Annotated in this window: 14 protein-coding genes and 1 riboswitch; of the genes, 5 read left to right on the forward strand and 9 right to left on the reverse strand. The window is 57.1% G+C overall.

Features of this window, described 5'->3' with window-relative positions; all coding sequences use genetic code 11:
• Positions 1-101 precede the first annotated feature (101 nt).
• Positions 102-2051 (forward strand): dihydroxyacetone kinase operon transcriptional regulator DhaR, encoded by a 1950-nt coding sequence (gene dhaR, locus IMQ33_RS17495; RefSeq protein ID WP_196061532.1) that lies wholly within the window; start codon positions 102-104, stop codon positions 2049-2051.
• On the opposite strand, the gene dhaM is transcribed toward dhaR, so the two are convergent.
• The 4 genes from dhaM to IMQ33_RS17515 are packed head-to-tail and all read right to left on the reverse strand — an operon-like array spanning position 2048 to position 6341.
• Positions 2048-3478: a dihydroxyacetone kinase phosphoryl donor subunit DhaM gene (gene dhaM / locus IMQ33_RS17500; RefSeq protein WP_065684674.1), complete on the reverse strand. Its 1431-nt coding sequence runs from the start codon at positions 3476-3478 to the stop codon at positions 2048-2050. The genes dhaR and dhaM overlap by 4 nt on opposite strands.
• Positions 3475-4113 (reverse strand): dihydroxyacetone kinase subunit DhaL, encoded by a 639-nt coding sequence (dhaL, locus tag IMQ33_RS17505; protein ID WP_098929767.1) that lies wholly within the window; start codon positions 4111-4113, stop codon positions 3475-3477. Before dhaL ends, dhaM begins: the two co-directional genes overlap by 4 nt.
• Before the next feature lie 9 nt (positions 4114-4122).
• Positions 4123-5190: a dihydroxyacetone kinase subunit DhaK gene (gene dhaK / locus IMQ33_RS17510; protein ID WP_098929766.1), complete on the reverse strand. Its 1068-nt coding sequence runs from the start codon at positions 5188-5190 to the stop codon at positions 4123-4125.
• Between the two features lie 50 nt (positions 5191-5240).
• Positions 5241-6341 (reverse strand): glycerol dehydrogenase, encoded by a 1101-nt coding sequence (locus IMQ33_RS17515; RefSeq protein WP_065684677.1) that lies wholly within the window; start codon positions 6339-6341, stop codon positions 5241-5243.
• A 339-nt stretch (positions 6342-6680) separates the two neighbouring features.
• Here IMQ33_RS17515 and IMQ33_RS17520 point away from each other — a divergent pair, with 339 nt between their 5' ends.
• Together IMQ33_RS17520 and IMQ33_RS17525 are read left to right on the forward strand one after the other, a co-directional pair.
• Entirely contained in the window at positions 6681-7340 is a 660-nt protein-coding gene (locus IMQ33_RS17520) for a DUF1190 family protein (RefSeq protein WP_024483036.1), read from the forward strand.
• A 3-nt stretch (positions 7341-7343) separates the two neighbouring features.
• Positions 7344-8504, forward strand: a complete 1161-nt coding sequence (locus tag IMQ33_RS17525; RefSeq protein ID WP_024483037.1) for a glutathionylspermidine synthase family protein — start codon at positions 7344-7346, stop codon at positions 8502-8504.
• Positions 8505-8599: 95 nt separating this feature from the next.
• Here the strand turns inward: IMQ33_RS17525 and ygiD are convergent, their stop codons facing one another.
• Entirely contained in the window at positions 8600-9394 is a 795-nt protein-coding gene (gene ygiD / locus IMQ33_RS17530; RefSeq protein WP_196061533.1) for a 4,5-DOPA dioxygenase extradiol, read from the reverse strand.
• A gap of 207 nt (positions 9395-9601) precedes the next feature.
• On the opposite strand from ygiD, the gene zupT reads away from it, so the two are divergent.
• Positions 9602-10369, forward strand: coding sequence for a zinc transporter ZupT (zupT, locus tag IMQ33_RS17535; protein ID WP_065684684.1), 768 nt, complete (start codon positions 9602-9604; stop codon positions 10367-10369).
• Positions 10370-10427: 58 nt separating this feature from the next.
• Here zupT and ribB read toward each other — a convergent pair whose 3' ends face one another.
• Positions 10428-11081 (reverse strand): 3,4-dihydroxy-2-butanone-4-phosphate synthase, encoded by a 654-nt coding sequence (gene ribB, locus IMQ33_RS17540; RefSeq protein WP_021179502.1) that lies wholly within the window; start codon positions 11079-11081, stop codon positions 10428-10430.
• A gap of 111 nt (positions 11082-11192) precedes the next feature.
• A riboswitch (FMN riboswitch) is annotated at positions 11193-11354 on the reverse strand.
• A gap of 147 nt (positions 11355-11501) precedes the next feature.
• Between ribB and IMQ33_RS17545 the strand changes: the two genes are divergently transcribed.
• Positions 11502-11777 (forward strand): accessory factor UbiK family protein, encoded by a 276-nt coding sequence (locus IMQ33_RS17545; RefSeq protein ID WP_024528278.1) that lies wholly within the window; start codon positions 11502-11504, stop codon positions 11775-11777.
• Between the two features lie 29 nt (positions 11778-11806).
• On the opposite strand, the gene yjeH is transcribed toward IMQ33_RS17545, so the two are convergent.
• From yjeH to glnE, 3 genes are all read right to left on the reverse strand, one after another.
• On the reverse strand, positions 11807-13060 hold the full coding sequence (gene yjeH / locus IMQ33_RS17550; protein ID WP_098929756.1) for an L-methionine/branched-chain amino acid transporter: 1254 nt from the start codon (positions 13058-13060) through the stop codon (positions 11807-11809).
• Positions 13061-13160: 100 nt separating this feature from the next.
• Positions 13161-14591: a bifunctional D-glycero-beta-D-manno-heptose-7-phosphate kinase/D-glycero-beta-D-manno-heptose 1-phosphate adenylyltransferase HldE gene (gene hldE, locus IMQ33_RS17555; RefSeq protein ID WP_024528276.1), complete on the reverse strand. Its 1431-nt coding sequence runs from the start codon at positions 14589-14591 to the stop codon at positions 13161-13163.
• Between the two features lie 220 nt (positions 14592-14811).
• Entirely contained in the window at positions 14812-17649 is a 2838-nt protein-coding gene (glnE, locus tag IMQ33_RS17560; protein WP_196061534.1) for a bifunctional [glutamate--ammonia ligase]-adenylyl-L-tyrosine phosphorylase/[glutamate--ammonia-ligase] adenylyltransferase, read from the reverse strand.
• Between the last annotated feature and the right edge of the window lie 46 nt (positions 17650-17695).

The raw sequence follows: 17695 nt of genomic DNA on the forward strand, positions 1-17695 counted from the left end.
TATCCAATAATCCCGCATCTGCCCATCGCCTCACAGCCTCTGTAAATGGGTTAATGTTATGATTAACTCCCTATTTGGGTTTACCTGCTGAACGGGATCTGATGGACAACGCTTCACTCTGGCAACGGTTGATCACCGAAGGCGCGTTACCGCCACAGCTGCGCCCCTCCCCGGCCATTTATGCCTCCTGGCTACGCTGCAGCCACCTGATGCAACCCGCCGTGTGGAAAGCCCCACATCGTGCTCTGGGCACCACCTTCGACTCGATCTGCCGGCGTAAGGATGATTTCATTACGCTTGGCCAGGCAGCGTTGGAGGATGCCTGGGAATATATGGAGCAGCGTCACTGCGTGTTGCTGATCCTCGACGAAAGCGGCTGTACGCTGTGGCAATGCGGCGACAAGACGACCGGCGAACAGCTGCTCGAACTGGGTTTTGCGCCTGGTGCTTATTGGGCAGAAGGCGACATCGGCACCAATGCCCCTTCTCTGGCCGCATCCGAGGGGCATCCGGTACAGATCCATAGCGATGAACACGTGCGCCAGGCGCTGCATGGCTGGTCATTCTGCGCCGCACCGGTGCATGACAATAGCGGCCGCCAGCGGGGTATGTTGGCTTTGGGTTGCCAGTTGGCCGATTGTAATGCAGGCGATCTTTCCCTGATCCTGGCGATCGCCCGGGAGATCGGCAATGCCCTGAACGCCGACGGCCTGCTGGCCGAATCCAACCGCCATCTCAATCAGCTCAACGGGCTACTGGACAGCGTAGACGACGGTGTCATGGCCTGGGATCACCGGGGTTATCTGCAATATATCAACCCGCGCGCCGCCGCTATGCTGAAGCTGCACGAACAGCAGAGCCAGGGCAAGCCGCTGGCACAGTTATTGACGCTACCGGCCTTGCTTAACCGCGCCATCAGCCAACGCCAGCCGTTACAGCATGTGGAAGTCACCTTTGAAAGCCAGGGCCAGTTTATCGCCGCGCTACTCACCCTCAAACCGATCCTGGACGGTGAGCACTGTAGCTTTATCGCCTTGCTGCATCCCTTGGAAAGGCTGCATCAGTACGTCAGCAGCCAGATCGGCCGGGTCAGCCACACCTTCGAACAGATGCCTTCAGGCACCCAGGAAATGCGCCGTCTGATCCGCTATGGTCAGCAGGCGGCGAAGGGCCATCACCCGATTTTGCTTTGCGGTGAAGAAGGGGTGGGGAAAGAACTGGTCAGCCAGGCCATCCACAATGCCAGTGAACGTGCCGTCGGGCCTTATATCGCCTTAAACTGCCAGTTGCTGCCCGAGGCGCAAGGGTTGAAGGAGCTGTTGGGCAGTGATGCCAATGAAGAAGAAGCGGGCCAACTCAGTAAGTTCGAACTGGCCAACGGCGGCACGCTGCATCTTGAACAGGTCGAATACCTGCCGCTGGCCATGCAGTCCGCCCTGTTGCAGGTGCTAAAAACCGGCGTGGTGATGCGTATGAATTCCAGCCGCGTGATCCCGGTGAACGTGCGGGTGATCGCCACCAGCGCCGCCAACCTGGCAGTGTTGGTGCAACAGAACCGCTTCCGCCGTCAGCTGTTTTATAGTCTGCAAGCCTTTGAGATCCAAATTCCGCCGTTACGCCAGCGCCTAAGTGACATCCCTTTGCTGGTTCAGCACCATCTGCGCGCCCTGGAGCAACACTTCCAATGTCGTTTCCGGGTGGACGACGACGTTATGACCCAACTTGGTCTGTACCTGTGGCCGGGTAACGATCTGGAACTGAAAGGGGTGATAGAGCGCGCCGCGATGATTTGCCACGGCCATCATATTCAACTGGCCGACCTACCCGCTCATTTGCTCAGCCATCAGCCGCTAGTGGAAAGCGACTCTCAACCGGCTATGCCACTGATGACGCTGGCGGAAATGGAGTTGCAGGCTATTATCCGCGTGGCCAACGTCAGCCACGGGCAGCTTAACGAAATGGCGCAGCTGCTGGGCATCAGCCGCACCACTTTGTGGCGTAAAGTCAAACAGTTGAATATCGATATCAGCCAGTTCAAGCAGCGGGGTTAATGGCTGAGCTGTAAGGTACCGCGCGCCGCGTCCAGCATCGCTTTCTGGCCGCTGCGGGTCTTGCTCATACATTCGCTCATGCCGACCACCATCGGTATCCCCATCGCTTTGGCCAGGATCGCGGTGTGTGACAAGGCGTTGCCGCCGCTCAGGCAAATCCCGAGAACCATGCGCCGATCGAGCATCACGACGTCGGAAGGCATCAGCTCATCCATCACCAGGATCGCTGGCTCATTGAGCACGATCGCCGGGATAGGCTGCCGTGACAGATGGCTCAGCGTACGGCGCAGCATGTCACGCACGTCCAGTTCCCGCGCCTGCAAATACTCATCATCCAGCGCCCGATAATCGGCGGCAATCTGCTCCAACTCCTGCCGCCACGCCAGTTCCGCGCTGCACTGCTGTTGGGCGATACGGGTAAAGGCAGCCTGTTGCAGATCGGGATCGTCTAACAGCATGCTGTGCGCCCCAAAGATCGCCGCCTGCGGTTTGCCGATCAGGTTGCCAGTGCGATCGGCCAGCCTGTTCAAATCGTCTAACGTCTGCTGCAATGCGATACGCAGGCGCTGCTGTTCATTGAGCACGTCATCGGCCCCTAGCTGGCGTTCTTCCGTTTGTGGCCAGAAGCTCGACACCTGGAATATCGGACCACTGCTGACGCTTTCCTCCACGGGGATACCGTGCAGCGAAGGCAGTTGCTGCTCAGATACGGTTTCGCCAAAATGCTGCTCTGCCAACGCCTTGAAAGCCGCCAGCGCTTCATCAGCCTGTGCGCCATCGGCAATCAGACGGATAGTGTCGCCGTGGCGAACCTGCAACAAAGCCAGCTGATTCAGGCTACGCGGGTTGGCACATTGGCCATGCTTTTCCAGCACCAGTTCCGCTGCAAAAGGAGCCAGAGCCTCTGCCAGACGTGCCGCCGGGCGAGCGTGCAACCCGTGTGGATTCTGTACCGTCCAACTCAGGCTTTTTCCCTGACTCAGCGGTAAATTCAGTGGCTTGCTGGCGGGTATCTCCTCACCGAGCTGTGCCTGCTTGGCCTGCAAGGCTCCTTGCGCCTCTGCCAGCACCTGCTCCAGGCTACCGCCCGCGTTAGCCGCTACGACCGCGGCCAGCGTGCCTTCCACCAGCGGTGCCGCACACAGTACCACCTTGGCCGCTACCTCTGGGTCGAGCAGCTCAAGCGCGGTTTCCGCACTCAATAATGCGCTGCCGAGATCCATCAGCACCACGATCCCCTCTCCGTCAGCCACGGATTCAATCGCTTCCATCACTTTCACCGCATCGGTGCCGATCGGGTGTAGCTCATCATCGACCCCCGCCGCCAGCACCAGTTTGCAACCCTCGCCGCGCATCATCTGGCGGGCGAGTTGCTCAACACCCTGCGCCAGTTGTGCACTATGCGAAACTACGACGATATTGATCATCCTGCCTCCTCGACCACCTGGGCCAGCGTTTTTATCATCAGCATGACTGAGGTTGCGCCCGGATCCTGATGGCCGATGCTGCGTTCGCCCAAATAGCTGGCGCGCCCTTTACGGGCCTGCATGACGATAGTGGCCTGTGCTGCCTGCTCAGCCCGAACGGCGGCCTGTTGTAGCGCCTGGGTCACGCTGAGCTGCTGCTGTAACGACTCACCCAGGCTTGCAACGACCGGCCCCCAGACATCACACATGGTTTTATCGCCCGGCTCTGCCTTGCCACGCATCGCTACGCCTTCCGCGCCTTCCTGGATCACCTGCTTCAACTCCGCCAGATCCAGGCTCTGCTTGGCGTTGGCTGCCTGAGCCGCACGGATGAAGAAGGTGCCGAACAGCGGACCACTGGCACCACCAACGCTGGAGAGCAGCGTCATGCCGGTGTTTTTGAGAATAAAGCCGATGTCCTTGTCCGCTACCGAAGGCAGCTTTTCTACCACCTTGCTAAAGCCACGGTTCATATTCAGGCCGTGGTCGCCATCGCCGATATCGCTATCCAACTGAGTCAAGAAATCGCGTTCGCGGGTAAAGACCTCACCACAACGCATCAACCACTCAACGACCTGCTGTTTGCTTAATGTCATGTTTCCTCCTCAGCCCCAGCGTAGCGCTGGCGTGTTCACCGGCGCATCCCACAGCGATAACAGCTCGTCATCCACTTGCAGCAAGGTAATGGAAACCCCCTGCATATCCAATGCGGTGCAGTATGACCCCACCAGATTGCGTTCAATGACGATCCCGGCCGCAGCGCAACGCTGCGCCAAACGGTGGTAAACTCCGTACAGTTCGGAAAGCGGCGTAGCCCCCAGGTTATTGACCAACGCAATCACCCGGTCCCCCTGCGTCAAAGCTCGTTTGCTCTGGCTCTCTTCACGCCATTCTCCCTGCTGACGATCCCAAACGCGGATCGAGCGCTGGTAATCACCGTGATCGATCAGGGTATGGAACATGTCATCTACCGTTTGATCGAGGGTGGTGAACGTCCGCCGTTCGATCCCCGGTTCGCCGTGGATGCCAACGCCGAACTCCATCTCGTTATCCGCCAAAGTAAACGACGGCTTACCTGCCGCAGGCACGGTGCAAGCGCCCAGAGCAATCCCTAGCGAGTGGCCTTGGTTGTTGATTTTGTGCCCCAGTGTGACCAGCGCGTCCAGATCATCACCCCGGACCGCTGCCGCGCCGAGCAGTTTCTCCATCAGCACCGTATTGGCAACGCCACGTCGGCCTGCGGTGAACAGGCTATCTTTGACCGCTACGTCGTCATCCACCAGCACCGTTGCCACTGGCACGCCACTGTCATGCAGCAATTCGGTCGCCGTTTCAAAGTTGAGGATGTCACCGGTGTAGTTCTTGATGATCAGCAACACCCCGGCGCCGCCGTCAATAGCTTGGCCGCAGTCGTACATTTTATCCGGCGTCGGTGAGGTGAAAATCTCCCCTGGGCAAGCACCGTCCAGCATTCCCTCACCCACGAAGCCGCAGTGCATCGGCTCATGGCCACTACCACCGCCAGACAGGATCGCCACTTTGCCTGGGATCGGCCCCGCCGTGCGGGTCACAAACACAGGATCCTGATGCACCTGCAACTCCGGGTGAGCGGCAGCCATGCCGAGTAACTGTTCGTTAAGTACTGAATCGACCTGATTGATTAGCTTTTTCACGGTTAATTCCTCTGTAGGGAACAGCGGGCGCGTTGAGCGCGCCCGATGATTTATGCGCGTTGTAACCAAGCGCTGCCCAGTTTGTCTGCTGTCAGAATAGCCGCCAGTACGCTTTCCGGCGTCACGCTAAACGGCATGTTGTGAATGGTTTCACCCTTGGCACAGCTGGCCTCTGCCACCTTGCCGATTTTTTCTGTCAGTTCACCGGTGACGCCCATTTGTGCCAGGGTGATCGGCAGCCCGACCTGCTGGCAGAAGTTCAGCACCGTTTCTATCTGTGCCATTGGGCTGTTTTGCAGCACCAGTTGCGACAGGGTGCCGAACGCCACTTTTTCCCCGTGATACAGATGATGACACTCTTCCAACACGGTAAAACCGTTGTGGATGGCATGCGCCGCCGCCAGGCCGCTGCTTTCAAAACCAATACCGCTGAGATAGGTGTTGGCTTCAATGATGCGCTCCACCGCTTCGGTGACCACACCAGACTCCGCAGCCAGCTTGGCCTTAACCCCTTCAGCCAACAGCGTTTCATAACATAGACGCGCCAGATTGAGCGCCGCCAGCGTTGACTTGCCGCCCGCCATGCTGGTGGCCTGGGCATCGAAACAGGCCTGAGCTTCAAAATAGGTAGAGAGCGCGTCACCCATGCCCGCCACCAGCAGGCGTACCGGCGCTTTGGCGATAATGGCGCTGTCCATCACCACCATATTCGGGTTGGCGGGGTAGATCAGGTATTCTTCAAACTCGCCGCTTTCGCTGTAGATCACCGACAACGCGCTGGTAGGCGCATCCGTCGAAGCAATGGTTGGCATCAGAACCACTGGCACATGCTGGTAATAGGCAATCGCCTTGGCGGTATCCAACGTTTTGCCGCCACCGATGCCGATCACCCCTTTGCAGCCGTGGTTTTTCAGCTCCTGGCCAAGGCGGTCGATTTCCTTGCGGCAGCATTCGCCATTAAACGTACCAGCGTGATACTTCACCCCGTGCTGATGCAGGCTGCCCATCACAGTATCGCCCGCCAGTTTCATGACGAAATCGTCGGCGATCACAAAGTAATGATCGGCAAGGGCTTTGGCATATTGGCCAACGGAGGCCAACGCATTGGCTCCCTGGATGTATTTGCTCGGGGATTGAATGATTCTCAACATAACTGACTCCTTGTAGAGACGTTAACCAAGTAACGTTCAGATTTCAGAGGGTGATATCGACGTATTGTTCTGTTGCTGACTATACGACCTGCCGGCCGCTTGGCGAGTAAGGAAAAAAACGTTACATAATGGAACGTAGCTTCGGGCAAAACGTTCCATTATGTAACGCTTTTGCTGCAGTTATGCGCAGTAAAGCGAACTGGCGCACACCGTAACGTATAAGTGCGTAAAGAGTGGATCCTGCGGGTGTTTCAGCTTTAATTTTGAGCATCTTTCACCTATCCTATCGACCACTACTGGGCAAGGGCGAATACAGCCCGCATGATGGGATAAATATCGATGAAACGGACCAAAAACATCAACAAAGACACCTTCCGCAAATCCTGGCGCAGCTACCGTGTTGCCCCCGTGGCTTTGGCGATCAGCGCAGTGTTTATGCTGGCCGGCTGCGAACAGGCGGATGAGACGGTTTCCCTGTATAAAAATGCTGACGATTGTTCAACTTCCAACCCGTCGATGAGCGAGCAGTGCACCACCGCGTATAACAACGCGCTGAAAGAAGCGGAAAAAACCGCACCTAAATATGCTACTCGTGAAGACTGCGTAGCCGAATTCGGTGAAGCGCAATGTACTCAGGCTCCAGCACAGGCTGGCATGGCCGCAGAATCACAAAGCAGTGGCAGCATGTGGATGCCGCTGATGGCGGGCTACATGATGGGCCGCATGATGGGTGGCGGGGGCTACGCTCAACAGCCGCTGTTTTCCTCTAAAAACGCCGCCAGCCCGGCAAACGGCAAGTTTGTTGACGCCAGCGGTAAAAGCTATGGCCCGGCAACCGCAGGCGGCCGCTCCATGACGGTACCTAAAACCGCAATGGCCCCTAAACCCGCGGTGACCAATACCGTTACCCGTGGTGGCTTCGGTGAGTCCGTGGCCAAACAAACCAGCATGCAACGCAGCAGCGCTACCTCCAGCAGCTCACGCAGCATGGGCGGTTAAGACATGAAACGCGTTGCGATTAGCGAGCGCCCAGACTGGCGCGAAAAAGCCACCGAGTTTGGTTTCGCCTTTCACACCATGTACGGCGAACCCTACTGGTGTGAAGATGCCTATTACCAATTCACGTTGGCACAGATCGAAGAGATTGAAGATGCCACCGCCGAACTGCACCAAATGTGCCTGAAGGTGGTGGATAAGGTGGTCAACAGCGATCAACTGATGACCAAATTCTGCATCCCCAAGCACACCTGGGAATTCGTTCGCAGCTCCTGGCGCACTAATCAGCCTTCGCTGTATTCACGCCTCGACCTGGCCTATGACGGCATCAATCCACCCAAGCTGTTGGAAAATAACGCCGATACGCCAACCTCACTGTATGAGGCAGCGTTCTTCCAATGGCTGTGGCTGGAAGATCAGATCAACGCCGGCAAGCTGGATCCCGCCGCTGATCAGTACAACAGCCTGCAAGAAAAACTGATCGAACGTTTTGCCGATCTGCAAGCCAATCACGGCTTTAGCCTGCTGCATCTGGCCTGCTGCCAAGACAGCGAGGAAGATCGCGGTACGGTGCAATATCTGCAAGACTGCGCGCTGGAAGCAGGCCTGCCGACCGAATTCCTGTTTATGGAAGAGATTGGCCTGGGCGAGAAAGGCCAGTTCACCGATCTGCAAAATCAGGTTATCAGTAACCTGTTCAAGCTCTATCCGTGGGAATTTATGCTGCGCGAGATGTTCTCCACCAAGCTGGAAGATGCTGGCGTACGCTGGCTGGAACCGGCTTGGAAGAGCATTATCTCCAACAAGGCTCTGCTGCCACTGTTATGGGAAATGTTCCCGGATCATCCAAACCTGCTGCCAGCCTACTTTGCCGAGGACGATCATCCGCAGATGGATCATTACGTCACCAAGCCGCTGTTCTCACGCGAGGGTGCCAACATCCAGATCGTCCAGAACGGTCAGGAAGTGGCGCGCGTCGATGGGCCATACGGCGAAGAAGGCATGATTGTGCAGCAGTTCCATCAATTGCCCCAGTTTGAAGGCAGCTATACGCTGATCGGCAGTTGGTTGGTCAACGATCAGCCTTGCGGTATTGGCCTGCGTGAAGATCGCGAGTTGATCACCCAGGATCTGTCGCGCTTCTACCCGCATATTATTCTTGGTTAATCCGTAGGGTCGAACATAGTCAAACATAGGGGCGCCGCATGTGCAGCCCCCCTACATAGTGAGTCGATTGAGTTTTATCTGCAGTCTCCCACCAATCAACCAATCTGCACCGAAAGCATGCTCAGCGCGGCCATTTCGATCCCATCGATCGGTACCGAGATCGGCTCTTTACCATCCCAACCGCCCAATACATACAGCAACGGCAGATAATGCTCTGGCGTCGGGTTCGACAACGCTGCGCCTTCATGCTGCATATAATTCACCAGCGGGTGATGTTCGCCCTGATAATCCAGGTTATCACGTACGTACTGGTTGAATGACTCCGCCCAAGGATACGGGCTGGTGTCACCCTGCCATTTCACCATGCGCAGGTTATGCACCACGTTGCCGCTGGCCACGATCATTATCCCCCGATCGCGCAGCGCCGCCAGCTTACGGCCCAGCTCAAAATGGTATTCCGCTGGTTGAGTCCCATCGATGCTCAGCTGCACCACCGGGATATCGGCTTGCGGGTACATCTTGATCAGCACGCCCCAACTGCCGTGATCCAAACCCCATTCACTGGTATCGGCAATCACCTGCGCCGGGGCCAACAGGCTTTGCAGCTCTGCCGCCAGCTCTGCCGCCAGCTCTGGTGAACCCGGTGCCGGATACTGTGTATCAAACAGCGCCTGCGGGAAGCCGCCAAAATCGTGAATGGTTTTTGGATGTTCCATCGCCGTCACTGCCGTCCCACGAGTGTACCAGTGGGCAGACACAGCAACGATCGCCTTTGGCCGTGGCAATTGCTCACCCAACGCACGCCAGGCCTGGGTATAGCGGTTTTCTTCCAGCACGTTCATCGGGCTTCCGTGGCCAAGAAAGAGTGCAGGCATACGAGAGGTGGTCATAAAATATCCTTGGTTAGCATGACAAGTGTTCTGCTGACTACATTACGCTGTTTGCCTTACCGAGGCAGCCGGATAACCCTGATGGTGATCTTCAAGAAATTTGAATGGCTGGAACGATTGAAACCATCAGCCAAATCCACTCGATTTATGACTTGGCTCTGTTAGTATCAGAAACTGATAAATATTATTAGCATACAAGGAGAATGCATGTCTGTACCGCTGATCCTGACCTTGTTAGCCGGAGGCGCTACCTTTGTCGGTGCCCTGCTCGGCATTATTGGCCAGAAGCCCTCCAACCGCCTGCTGGCGTTTGCGCTCGGCTTTGCCGCAGGGATTATGCTGTTGATCTCGCTGATGGAAATGCTGCCCGCTGCGCTGCACACCGTCGGCATGTCACCCATGCTTGGCTACGGCATGTTTATGCTCGGGCTGTTAGGCTACTTTGCGCTGGATCGCATGCTGCCACACCAACACCCTCAAGACCTGGTGCAAAAGCCCATCAAGCCCCATAACCTGAAGCGCACCGCCATGCTGCTGACGCTCGGCATCAGCCTGCACAACTTCCCGGAAGGGATTGCCACCTTTGTCACCGCCAGCGCCGATCTGGAACTGGGGATGGGCATTGCGCTCGCGGTCGCCATCCACAATATTCCAGAAGGGTTGGCAGTCGCCGGGCCGGTGTATGCGGCAACCGGCTCTAAAACCAAAGCGCTACTGTGGTCTGGGATCTCCGGAATGGCAGAAATTCTGGGTGGCGTAATGGCCTTCCTGGTGCTCGGCCCGATGGTTTCACCGGTGGTGATGGCGTCGATTATGGCTGCGGTGGCCGGGATTATGGTGGCGCTGTCGGTAGATGAATTAATGCCATTGGCCAAAGAGATCGATCCACACAATAATCCAAGCTATGGCGTGCTGTGCGGTATGGCGGTGATGGGGTTTAGCCTGACGCTGTTGCAAAGCAGCGGCATCGGCTAAAGAATTTTAAGCACAAAAAAGCCGCTTCATCAGCGGCTTTTTCATATCAGTCAGCGACTCAGCTGGCTTTCTTTTCGTGCGACTGGCGGTAAGCCACCAGATCTTCGATAGTCAGCACCACCATGTCATGCTGCTTGGCAAAGGTGATCACTTCTGGCGCATGCGCCATGCTGCCGTCATCGTTAGTCAACTCGCACAGTACGCCAGCGGGTTTGAAACCGGCCATTGAGACCAGATCGATGGTCGCTTCAGTGTGGCCGCGGCGGTTCAATACGCCACCAGGTTGAGCACGCAGCGGGAACACATGGCCTGGGCGGTTCAAATCGCTTGGCTTGGCACCGTCTGCAATGGCTGCACGGATAGTCGTCAGGCGATCGCTAGCCGATACGCCAGTGGTCACGCCCTGCGCCGCTTCAATCGTCACGGTAAAGGCGGTCTGGAACTGACTGGAGTTGTTGGTGACCATCATCGGCAGCTCGAGCTGCTGGCGACGATCTTCAGTGATACACAGGCAAACAATGCCGCTACCGTGGCGAATGGTCAGCGCCATCTGTTCAACGGTCATGGTTTCTGCGGCGAAGATCATGTCACCTTCGTTTTCACGGTTTTCATCATCAAGCACCATCACACCGCGCCCGTTGCGCAATGCATCAAGAGCGCGTTCAACGCGTTCTTCCGGCGTGCCGAAATCTGAAAGTAGAGTCTGATTCATGGTAAAAAACCTCATTAAAATTATGGATTACCAGAACCAGGGCGATCTTGAGGAGTGGCTATGCCAATAGCCAAAAAAATAACGCAAGCGGGGCATACGCCCGACAGGTGTCGTTACTCTCTCCCATCCGGACTATAACCGTCGGCCCCGGAATTACACCGGATCTGCTGACCTCTAACCGACTCCTGAGAGATAGGTTGAGCGCTCGCGGGCTTTCACCGTGAATGGTGATTTACCGCCGGTGGGGACTTGCACCCCGCCCTGAGAATAAGCATCTCGACTATAACCCCATCGCTTTAGTGTTTCAAGCCATCCGGTCGCGTAATGAGGGATCGCGCAGCAAACACGGTAATAGTTTATCCGGCGAGCAACTCGCATTACACTAAGCGTCAGCCACCAAATATCAGAAAGGGAAACGCCATGATTGACCCGAAAAAAATTGAACAGATCGCACGCCAGGTCCAAGAGTCGATGCCTAAAGGCGTACGTGAATTCGGGGAAGACGTTGAGAAAAAAATCCGTCAGGTACTGCAAGCGCAGTTGACCCGTCTGGATCTGGTTAACCGCGAAGAATTTGACGTGCAGACCCAGGTACTGTTGCGCACCCGTGAAAAGCTGGCATTGCTGGAACAGCGTCTGACCGAACTGGAAGGCAAGCTGAATACCGCGCCGGTAGCCAAGCCAGCAGACGAATAAGTTGTTCTAAGGGGCGCACCAGTGCGCCCTTATCGCTTGGAGACCGCCGCCTGCGTTTTACGCGGCAGCACCAACCAGATCAGCACCAACATCGCCAACGCATACAGACTTTTCCAGCCGATAATCACCAGCAATAACAAGCACAACGCGGAGCCAACGATCGCCATCAACCGCGAACGCCCCTGCAAGATCCGCCAACCCGCCAACATACACAGCAGATAAATCAGCACGAAAATGCCATTGGCGTATACCAGCAGCGTATCCAGCGGCAGCTTCAGGGTATAGATCAGTAAAGTGAACAACAGGCAGCAACCGACCACCGCGCTCAGTGCATTGACCGGCACCTGGCCCGCGGAGAGTTTGGCTAAACCGCTAGCAGGCTTTTCCTGGGCCTGAGACCAGACCAGGCGGGCAAAGCTCTGGGTGTAGATATTCACGCTGGCAAAACAGGCCAGATAGCCGATGATGCAGGCAATCCACAGCGCATGTTCGCCAAACAGTTGCACCACGATCCCCGGCAACGAAGCGGCCGCCGCCTGATGTTCGCCGTAAGCATGGAAGTGCAGCACCGCTACGGTACATCCCCAATAGACCGCCCCCGCCACCAACAGCCCAAGCATTAACGCACGCGGAAAGTCCCGCTCTGGATGGCGAAACTCGGTCGCCAGATGAGCAAAAGCCTCCAGCCCGACAAAGCACCAGAACATCACCGCCAACGCGTGGAACATATTAGGAGGAGAAATATCGCTGACCGCAGGCCATGGGATTTGGGATGGAGTAATGCCGCCTTGCCACCAGATAGCCCCCACCAGAGCTATCACCAGAAGGGCAATCAAGGTCTGAATATTAGCACTGGAACCGGCGCTGCGTGTGCCAAGCAGCCAAATCACCACCAGCGTGACAATTTGCACCAGCAACAGGCCGTTGGCATCCCAACCCAAAGTAGCCTGCCAGAACCCTGCGGCGATTTGTAATGCGGCGGGCAAGCCAACGGGGATCACAGACAGGAACAGCCAAGCGGTTACCTTTGCCATGCGTGGCCCAAAAGCCAGGCCGACAAAATGCGCGGCGCCACCGGCGCTGGGGAAATGGCGGCCCAACGCCGCAAAAGCGATGGCGATCGGGAATACCAGCACAATCAGTATTGGCCAGGCCCACAGGCTGTCGCCGCCCGCCACCTGCGCCGCCAATGCCGGAACGGCAAAGACCCCGGTACCCAGCAGTGAAGTGGACAATAGCCCAACGCCCTGCGCTAAACTCAGCTCCTGCTTAAGTCCACTCACTGCAAACCACCCTGTTTACCCGTCGTCTTTCAAGCTGCAGCGTTGTTACCTGCGCTTACCCACAGTTTGAAATCCATAGGGTATAGATATATAGATAAAGTTAACCACGACCATCCTTGATAGCCTTGATGATATTGGTGGTGGATAACCCATCTTCAAAGTTCAGTACCCGCACATCGCCACCGTTGGCCCAGACTTCAGCACTGCCAGCAATCTCATGCGGCTGGTAGTCGCCGCCCTTCACCAGTAAATCTGGCAGCACTTCGGCGATCAGGCGTTGCGGCGTATCTTCTTCAAACGGCACTACCCAGTCCACGGCACCCAGCGCGCCCAATACCACCATACGGTTTTCCAGCAGGTTAACCGGGCGGGTTTCCCCTTTCAGGCGCTTGGTTGACGCATCGCTGTTCACCGCCACGATCAGGCGATCGCCCAATTTGCGCGCATTTGCCAGGTATGAGACATGGCCAGCGTGCAGAATGTCGAAGATGCCGTTGGTCATCACCACTTTCTCGCCGCGTTGGCGCGCCTGCGCTACCGCTTTTTTCAACTCGGCCTCGGTCATTACGCCAAAGCCGGTTTCGGCGCGGCCACGAATGGCGTTTTCCAGTTCGACTGGCGAGACGGTCGAGGTACCCAACTTACCCACCACCACACCGGCGGCGGCGTTAGCCAGGAAGCAGGACTCTTCCAGCGTATTACCCGCAGCCAGAGCGGCAGCCAGTACACCGATCACCGTATCACCGGCACCGGTCACGTCGAACACTTCCTGCGCCTGAGTTGGCAGATGCAACGGCTCACGGCCCGGCTGCAGCAAGGTCATCCCCTGCTCGGAACGGGTGATCAGCAATGCGGACAGTTCAAAGTCCGCCACCAGTTTCATCCCACGCGTCACCAGCTCTTCTTCGCTCTGACAATGACCGACCACGGCTTCAAATTCTGACAGGTTTGGGGTCAGCAGCGTGGCGCCACGGTAACGTTCAAAATCGGTGCCTTTCGGGTCGATCAGTACCGGAACCTTCGCAGCACGTGCCAGTGCGATCATGCCCTGCACCTTGCTCAAAGCGCCCTTGGCGTAATCCGACAGTACCAGTGCGCCAATCTGCGGCAATGCCTGCTGGATACGCTCCATAATCGGCTGCGGATCGACGTTGGAAAAACCTTCCTCGAAGTCCAGGCGGATCAGCTGTTGGTTACGGGAAAGTACGCGCAGCTTGGTGATGGTCGGGTGCGTCGGCACCGAGACAAAGTCACAACGCACGTTAACTTCGTTGAGCTTGGCGCTCAACGCACGCGCCGCGTCGTCGATCCCCGTCAGGCCCACCAGGCGTGAATTGGCACCCAACGAGGCGATGTTCATCGCGACGTTAGCTGCACCACCGGGACGCTCTTCGATGGTTTCAACCTTGACCACCGGCACTGGTGCTTCCGGTGAAATACGGCTGGTCGGCCCATACCAATAGCGATCCAACATGACGTCACCAACCACCAACACTCCGGCGCGGCGAAAATCAGGTAGTGTAACTTTCATCCGATAACTCCAAACAAGTCATAAAAATAAATTCGGCAGATATTAGCATAATAGCCTGCAATACCCGTAAAAACTGCCCCCTCACCCCAACCCTCTCCCACAGGGAGAGGGAGTTGATAGCCCCTGCTCGTTTGGCAGTAAAGCGATAATCTCAACAAACTCGATCGCCTCCTAAGCCAAGGTGAGTCACTATAATTTCAAACACACTCGATCGGTCCCCTCAGCCCAGCCATTTACTCCAACTGACACGCACCTGCTCACGCTCGGTAGCAAACAGCTCACTGCTGACTTTGCTGGAGTGCTCCTGCAACGCCAAATGGTGGATCTCATCACGCATGGTGACATAGGCCTGGGTCAACGCCTGGGCCTCGTCTTCCGGCATGATGTCGTAATTGGCCATCAGCTCAAAGATACGCACGTTATCCGACCAACGCGTCAGGCGCGGTTCGCCCGCTGCATAACCTAAGACCAGGTATTGGGCAATAAATTCGATATCGGTGATCCCGCCTTCGTCCGCTTTGATATCAAACAGATCGCGCTGTTTGCTGCCCAGATGGTTGCGCATTTTCTCACGCATTTCACGCACCTCCTGCTGCAGCTTGTTCACTTCACGCGGTTTGCACAAGATTTCGCGGCGGATCGCATCGAACTGCTGGTGCAGCGCCGGATCGCCATACACGATGCGCGCCCGCACCAGGGCCTGATGCTCCCAGGTCCAGGCTTCGTTACGCTGATAGTCGGCAAAGGCTTCGACGGTACTGACCAGCATCCCGGCAGCACCGGAAGGACGCAGACGGGCATCCACCTCATAGAGAATGCCTGAAGAGGTGCGGGTGCTGAACAGATGCATCACCCGCTGTGCCAGACGCAGATAGAACTGGCGACCATCGATGCAACGATCGCCATCCGTCATGACGTCTGGTGGACAATCCAGCAGGAACACCAGGTCTAGATCCGAGCTATAGCCCAGTTCCCAGCCCCCTAGCTTACCGTAGCCGATCACCGCAAACCCTAACCCCTCTCGTTCATGCAGATGGGTTGGTTGGCCGTAGCGCGCAACCATGTCTTTCCACGCCTGCTGCACCACCGCATCAATGATCGCCTCGGCCAGATAGGTTAAGTGATCGCTCACTTTCATCACCGGCAACGCCTCGGCGATATCCGCAGCGGCAATGCGCAAGTGCTGTGCCTGCTTGAACTGCCGCAACGCTTCCAACTGCTGTTCTTCATCGTCTTCCGGCACCCGCAGGCGGTATTGGCGCAGTTCGCTACGATAGGCATCAGGGGCCACCGGTTGGTACAACGTGGCAGTATCCAACAGCTCATCGAGCAACAGCGGATAACGCGCCAGTTGGCTGGCCACCATCGGTGATGCGGCACAAAGGCGGATCAGGTGGCTGAGGGCGGCATGGTATTCCACCAGCAGCTCAAGGTAGGTAGTTCGGGTCACGATGCTCAGTAACAACTGGGTCAGGCGCGTCAGAGCCGTAGCCGCGTCCACGCGCGAACACACTTCAGCCAGCAAGCGTGGCATCAGTTGATCCAGCACGTCGCGGCCACGCGGGCCAATGGTGCGTTTGTCCACGTCGTGGCGGAAGTCGGCGATGGAGCGCAACATCTGCCGCCGCGCCTCTTCGTCCAGATGGAGCGTCAGTGGTGCCAGCTCGTTCTCGTCCAGCGCATCCTGCCACAGGCTGTGATAATGCTGGTAGTTGGGATCTTCGCCTACGTCTGGGCTGTCGTCGCCGATCAGGTCATCAAATACCGCACGGACCTGGCGCATATGCGCTTCCAGCACCGCCATCAACGACGGCCAGTCTGGCTGATCCATTCCCCAGGCCAGACGCGCCTGATCCAACTCGTCCTGCGGTAGGGTTTGCGTTTGCTGGTCGGCAATCGCCTGCAACAGATTCTCCAGCCGCCGCAGGAACAGGTAGCCGTTACTCAGCTCAGCGACCTGCTGTGCAGTCAACAGCCCCAGTTCACCAACCGCCTGCAACGTCGGCAGCAGTGAGCGCCCCTGCAAACTGGGTTCACGCCCGCCACGGATCAGTTGGAACACCTGGGTGATAAATTCGATTTCGCGGATGCCACCAGCACCCAGTTTAATGTTGTCCTTCAGCCCCCGCCGCCGCACTTCGCGGGCAATCATGCCCTTCATATTACGCAGCGACTGGATCACGCTGAAATCGATATAGCGACGGAACACGAATGGCCGCAATGTCTTGCGCAGTTCCTGGCTGTAGGCATCTTCATGCCCCCCCATCAGGCGCGCCTTGACCATCGCGTAGCGTTCCCAGTCGCGCCCCTGCTCCTGGTAATAATCTTCCAGCGCCGCAAAGCTCATCACCAGCGGGCCGCTATCGCCAAACGGCCGCAGACGCATATCGACGCGGTAGACAAAGCCGTCGATGGTTTGCTGATCCAACGCTTTGATCAGCCGTTGCCCCAGGCGGGTAAAGAATTGGGCATTATCCAGCTCACGCCGCCCACCCTGCGTATGGCCGTTTTCCGGATAGGCAAAGATCAGATCGATATCAGAGGAGAAATTCAGTTCGCCACCGCCGAGTTTGCCCATCCCCAGGATCAGCAAAGGCTGCGGCACGCCATCGGCATTGCAAGGCGTGCCCCACTCGCGGCAACAGGTTTGATAGAGCCAGTCACGGGCGCTAACGATCAGCGTTTCTGCCAGGGCACTCAGCTGTTGTAACGTTTCTTGCGTGGTACATAGCTGCTGAGCCTGCGCCCAGGCAATGCGCACCAGGCTCTCACGGCGAAACAGACGGAGCACACGCATCAGCTGCGCTTCGTCCTGCACCTCTTCAAGCTCATCCTGCAACCAGGCGGCATAGTGCTGCCACTCATCGGCCACCGGTGGCTGCTGGCGTAACGTTACCAACCATTCAGGATGGCCGAGCAACATGTCGCTGACAAAATCACTCGACGCCAGAACGCTTTGTTCCGCGGCGCTGAGCATCAACTCCGCGCCCTGAGTTTCCTGAAATCGCTGCACGATGTTCTGTGCCTGAAGCTGTAACGCAGCAGAGAGTGGCAACATAGTGAATGACCCGTTCTGTGGCCTGCAGCCCGGCAGGCCCGCTGGA

It is taken from the genome of Serratia sp. Res13-Sevr-LER1-36-b (assembly GCF_015673035.1).
Classification (GTDB): Bacteria; Pseudomonadota; Gammaproteobacteria; order Enterobacterales; family Enterobacteriaceae; genus Chania; species Chania fonticola_C.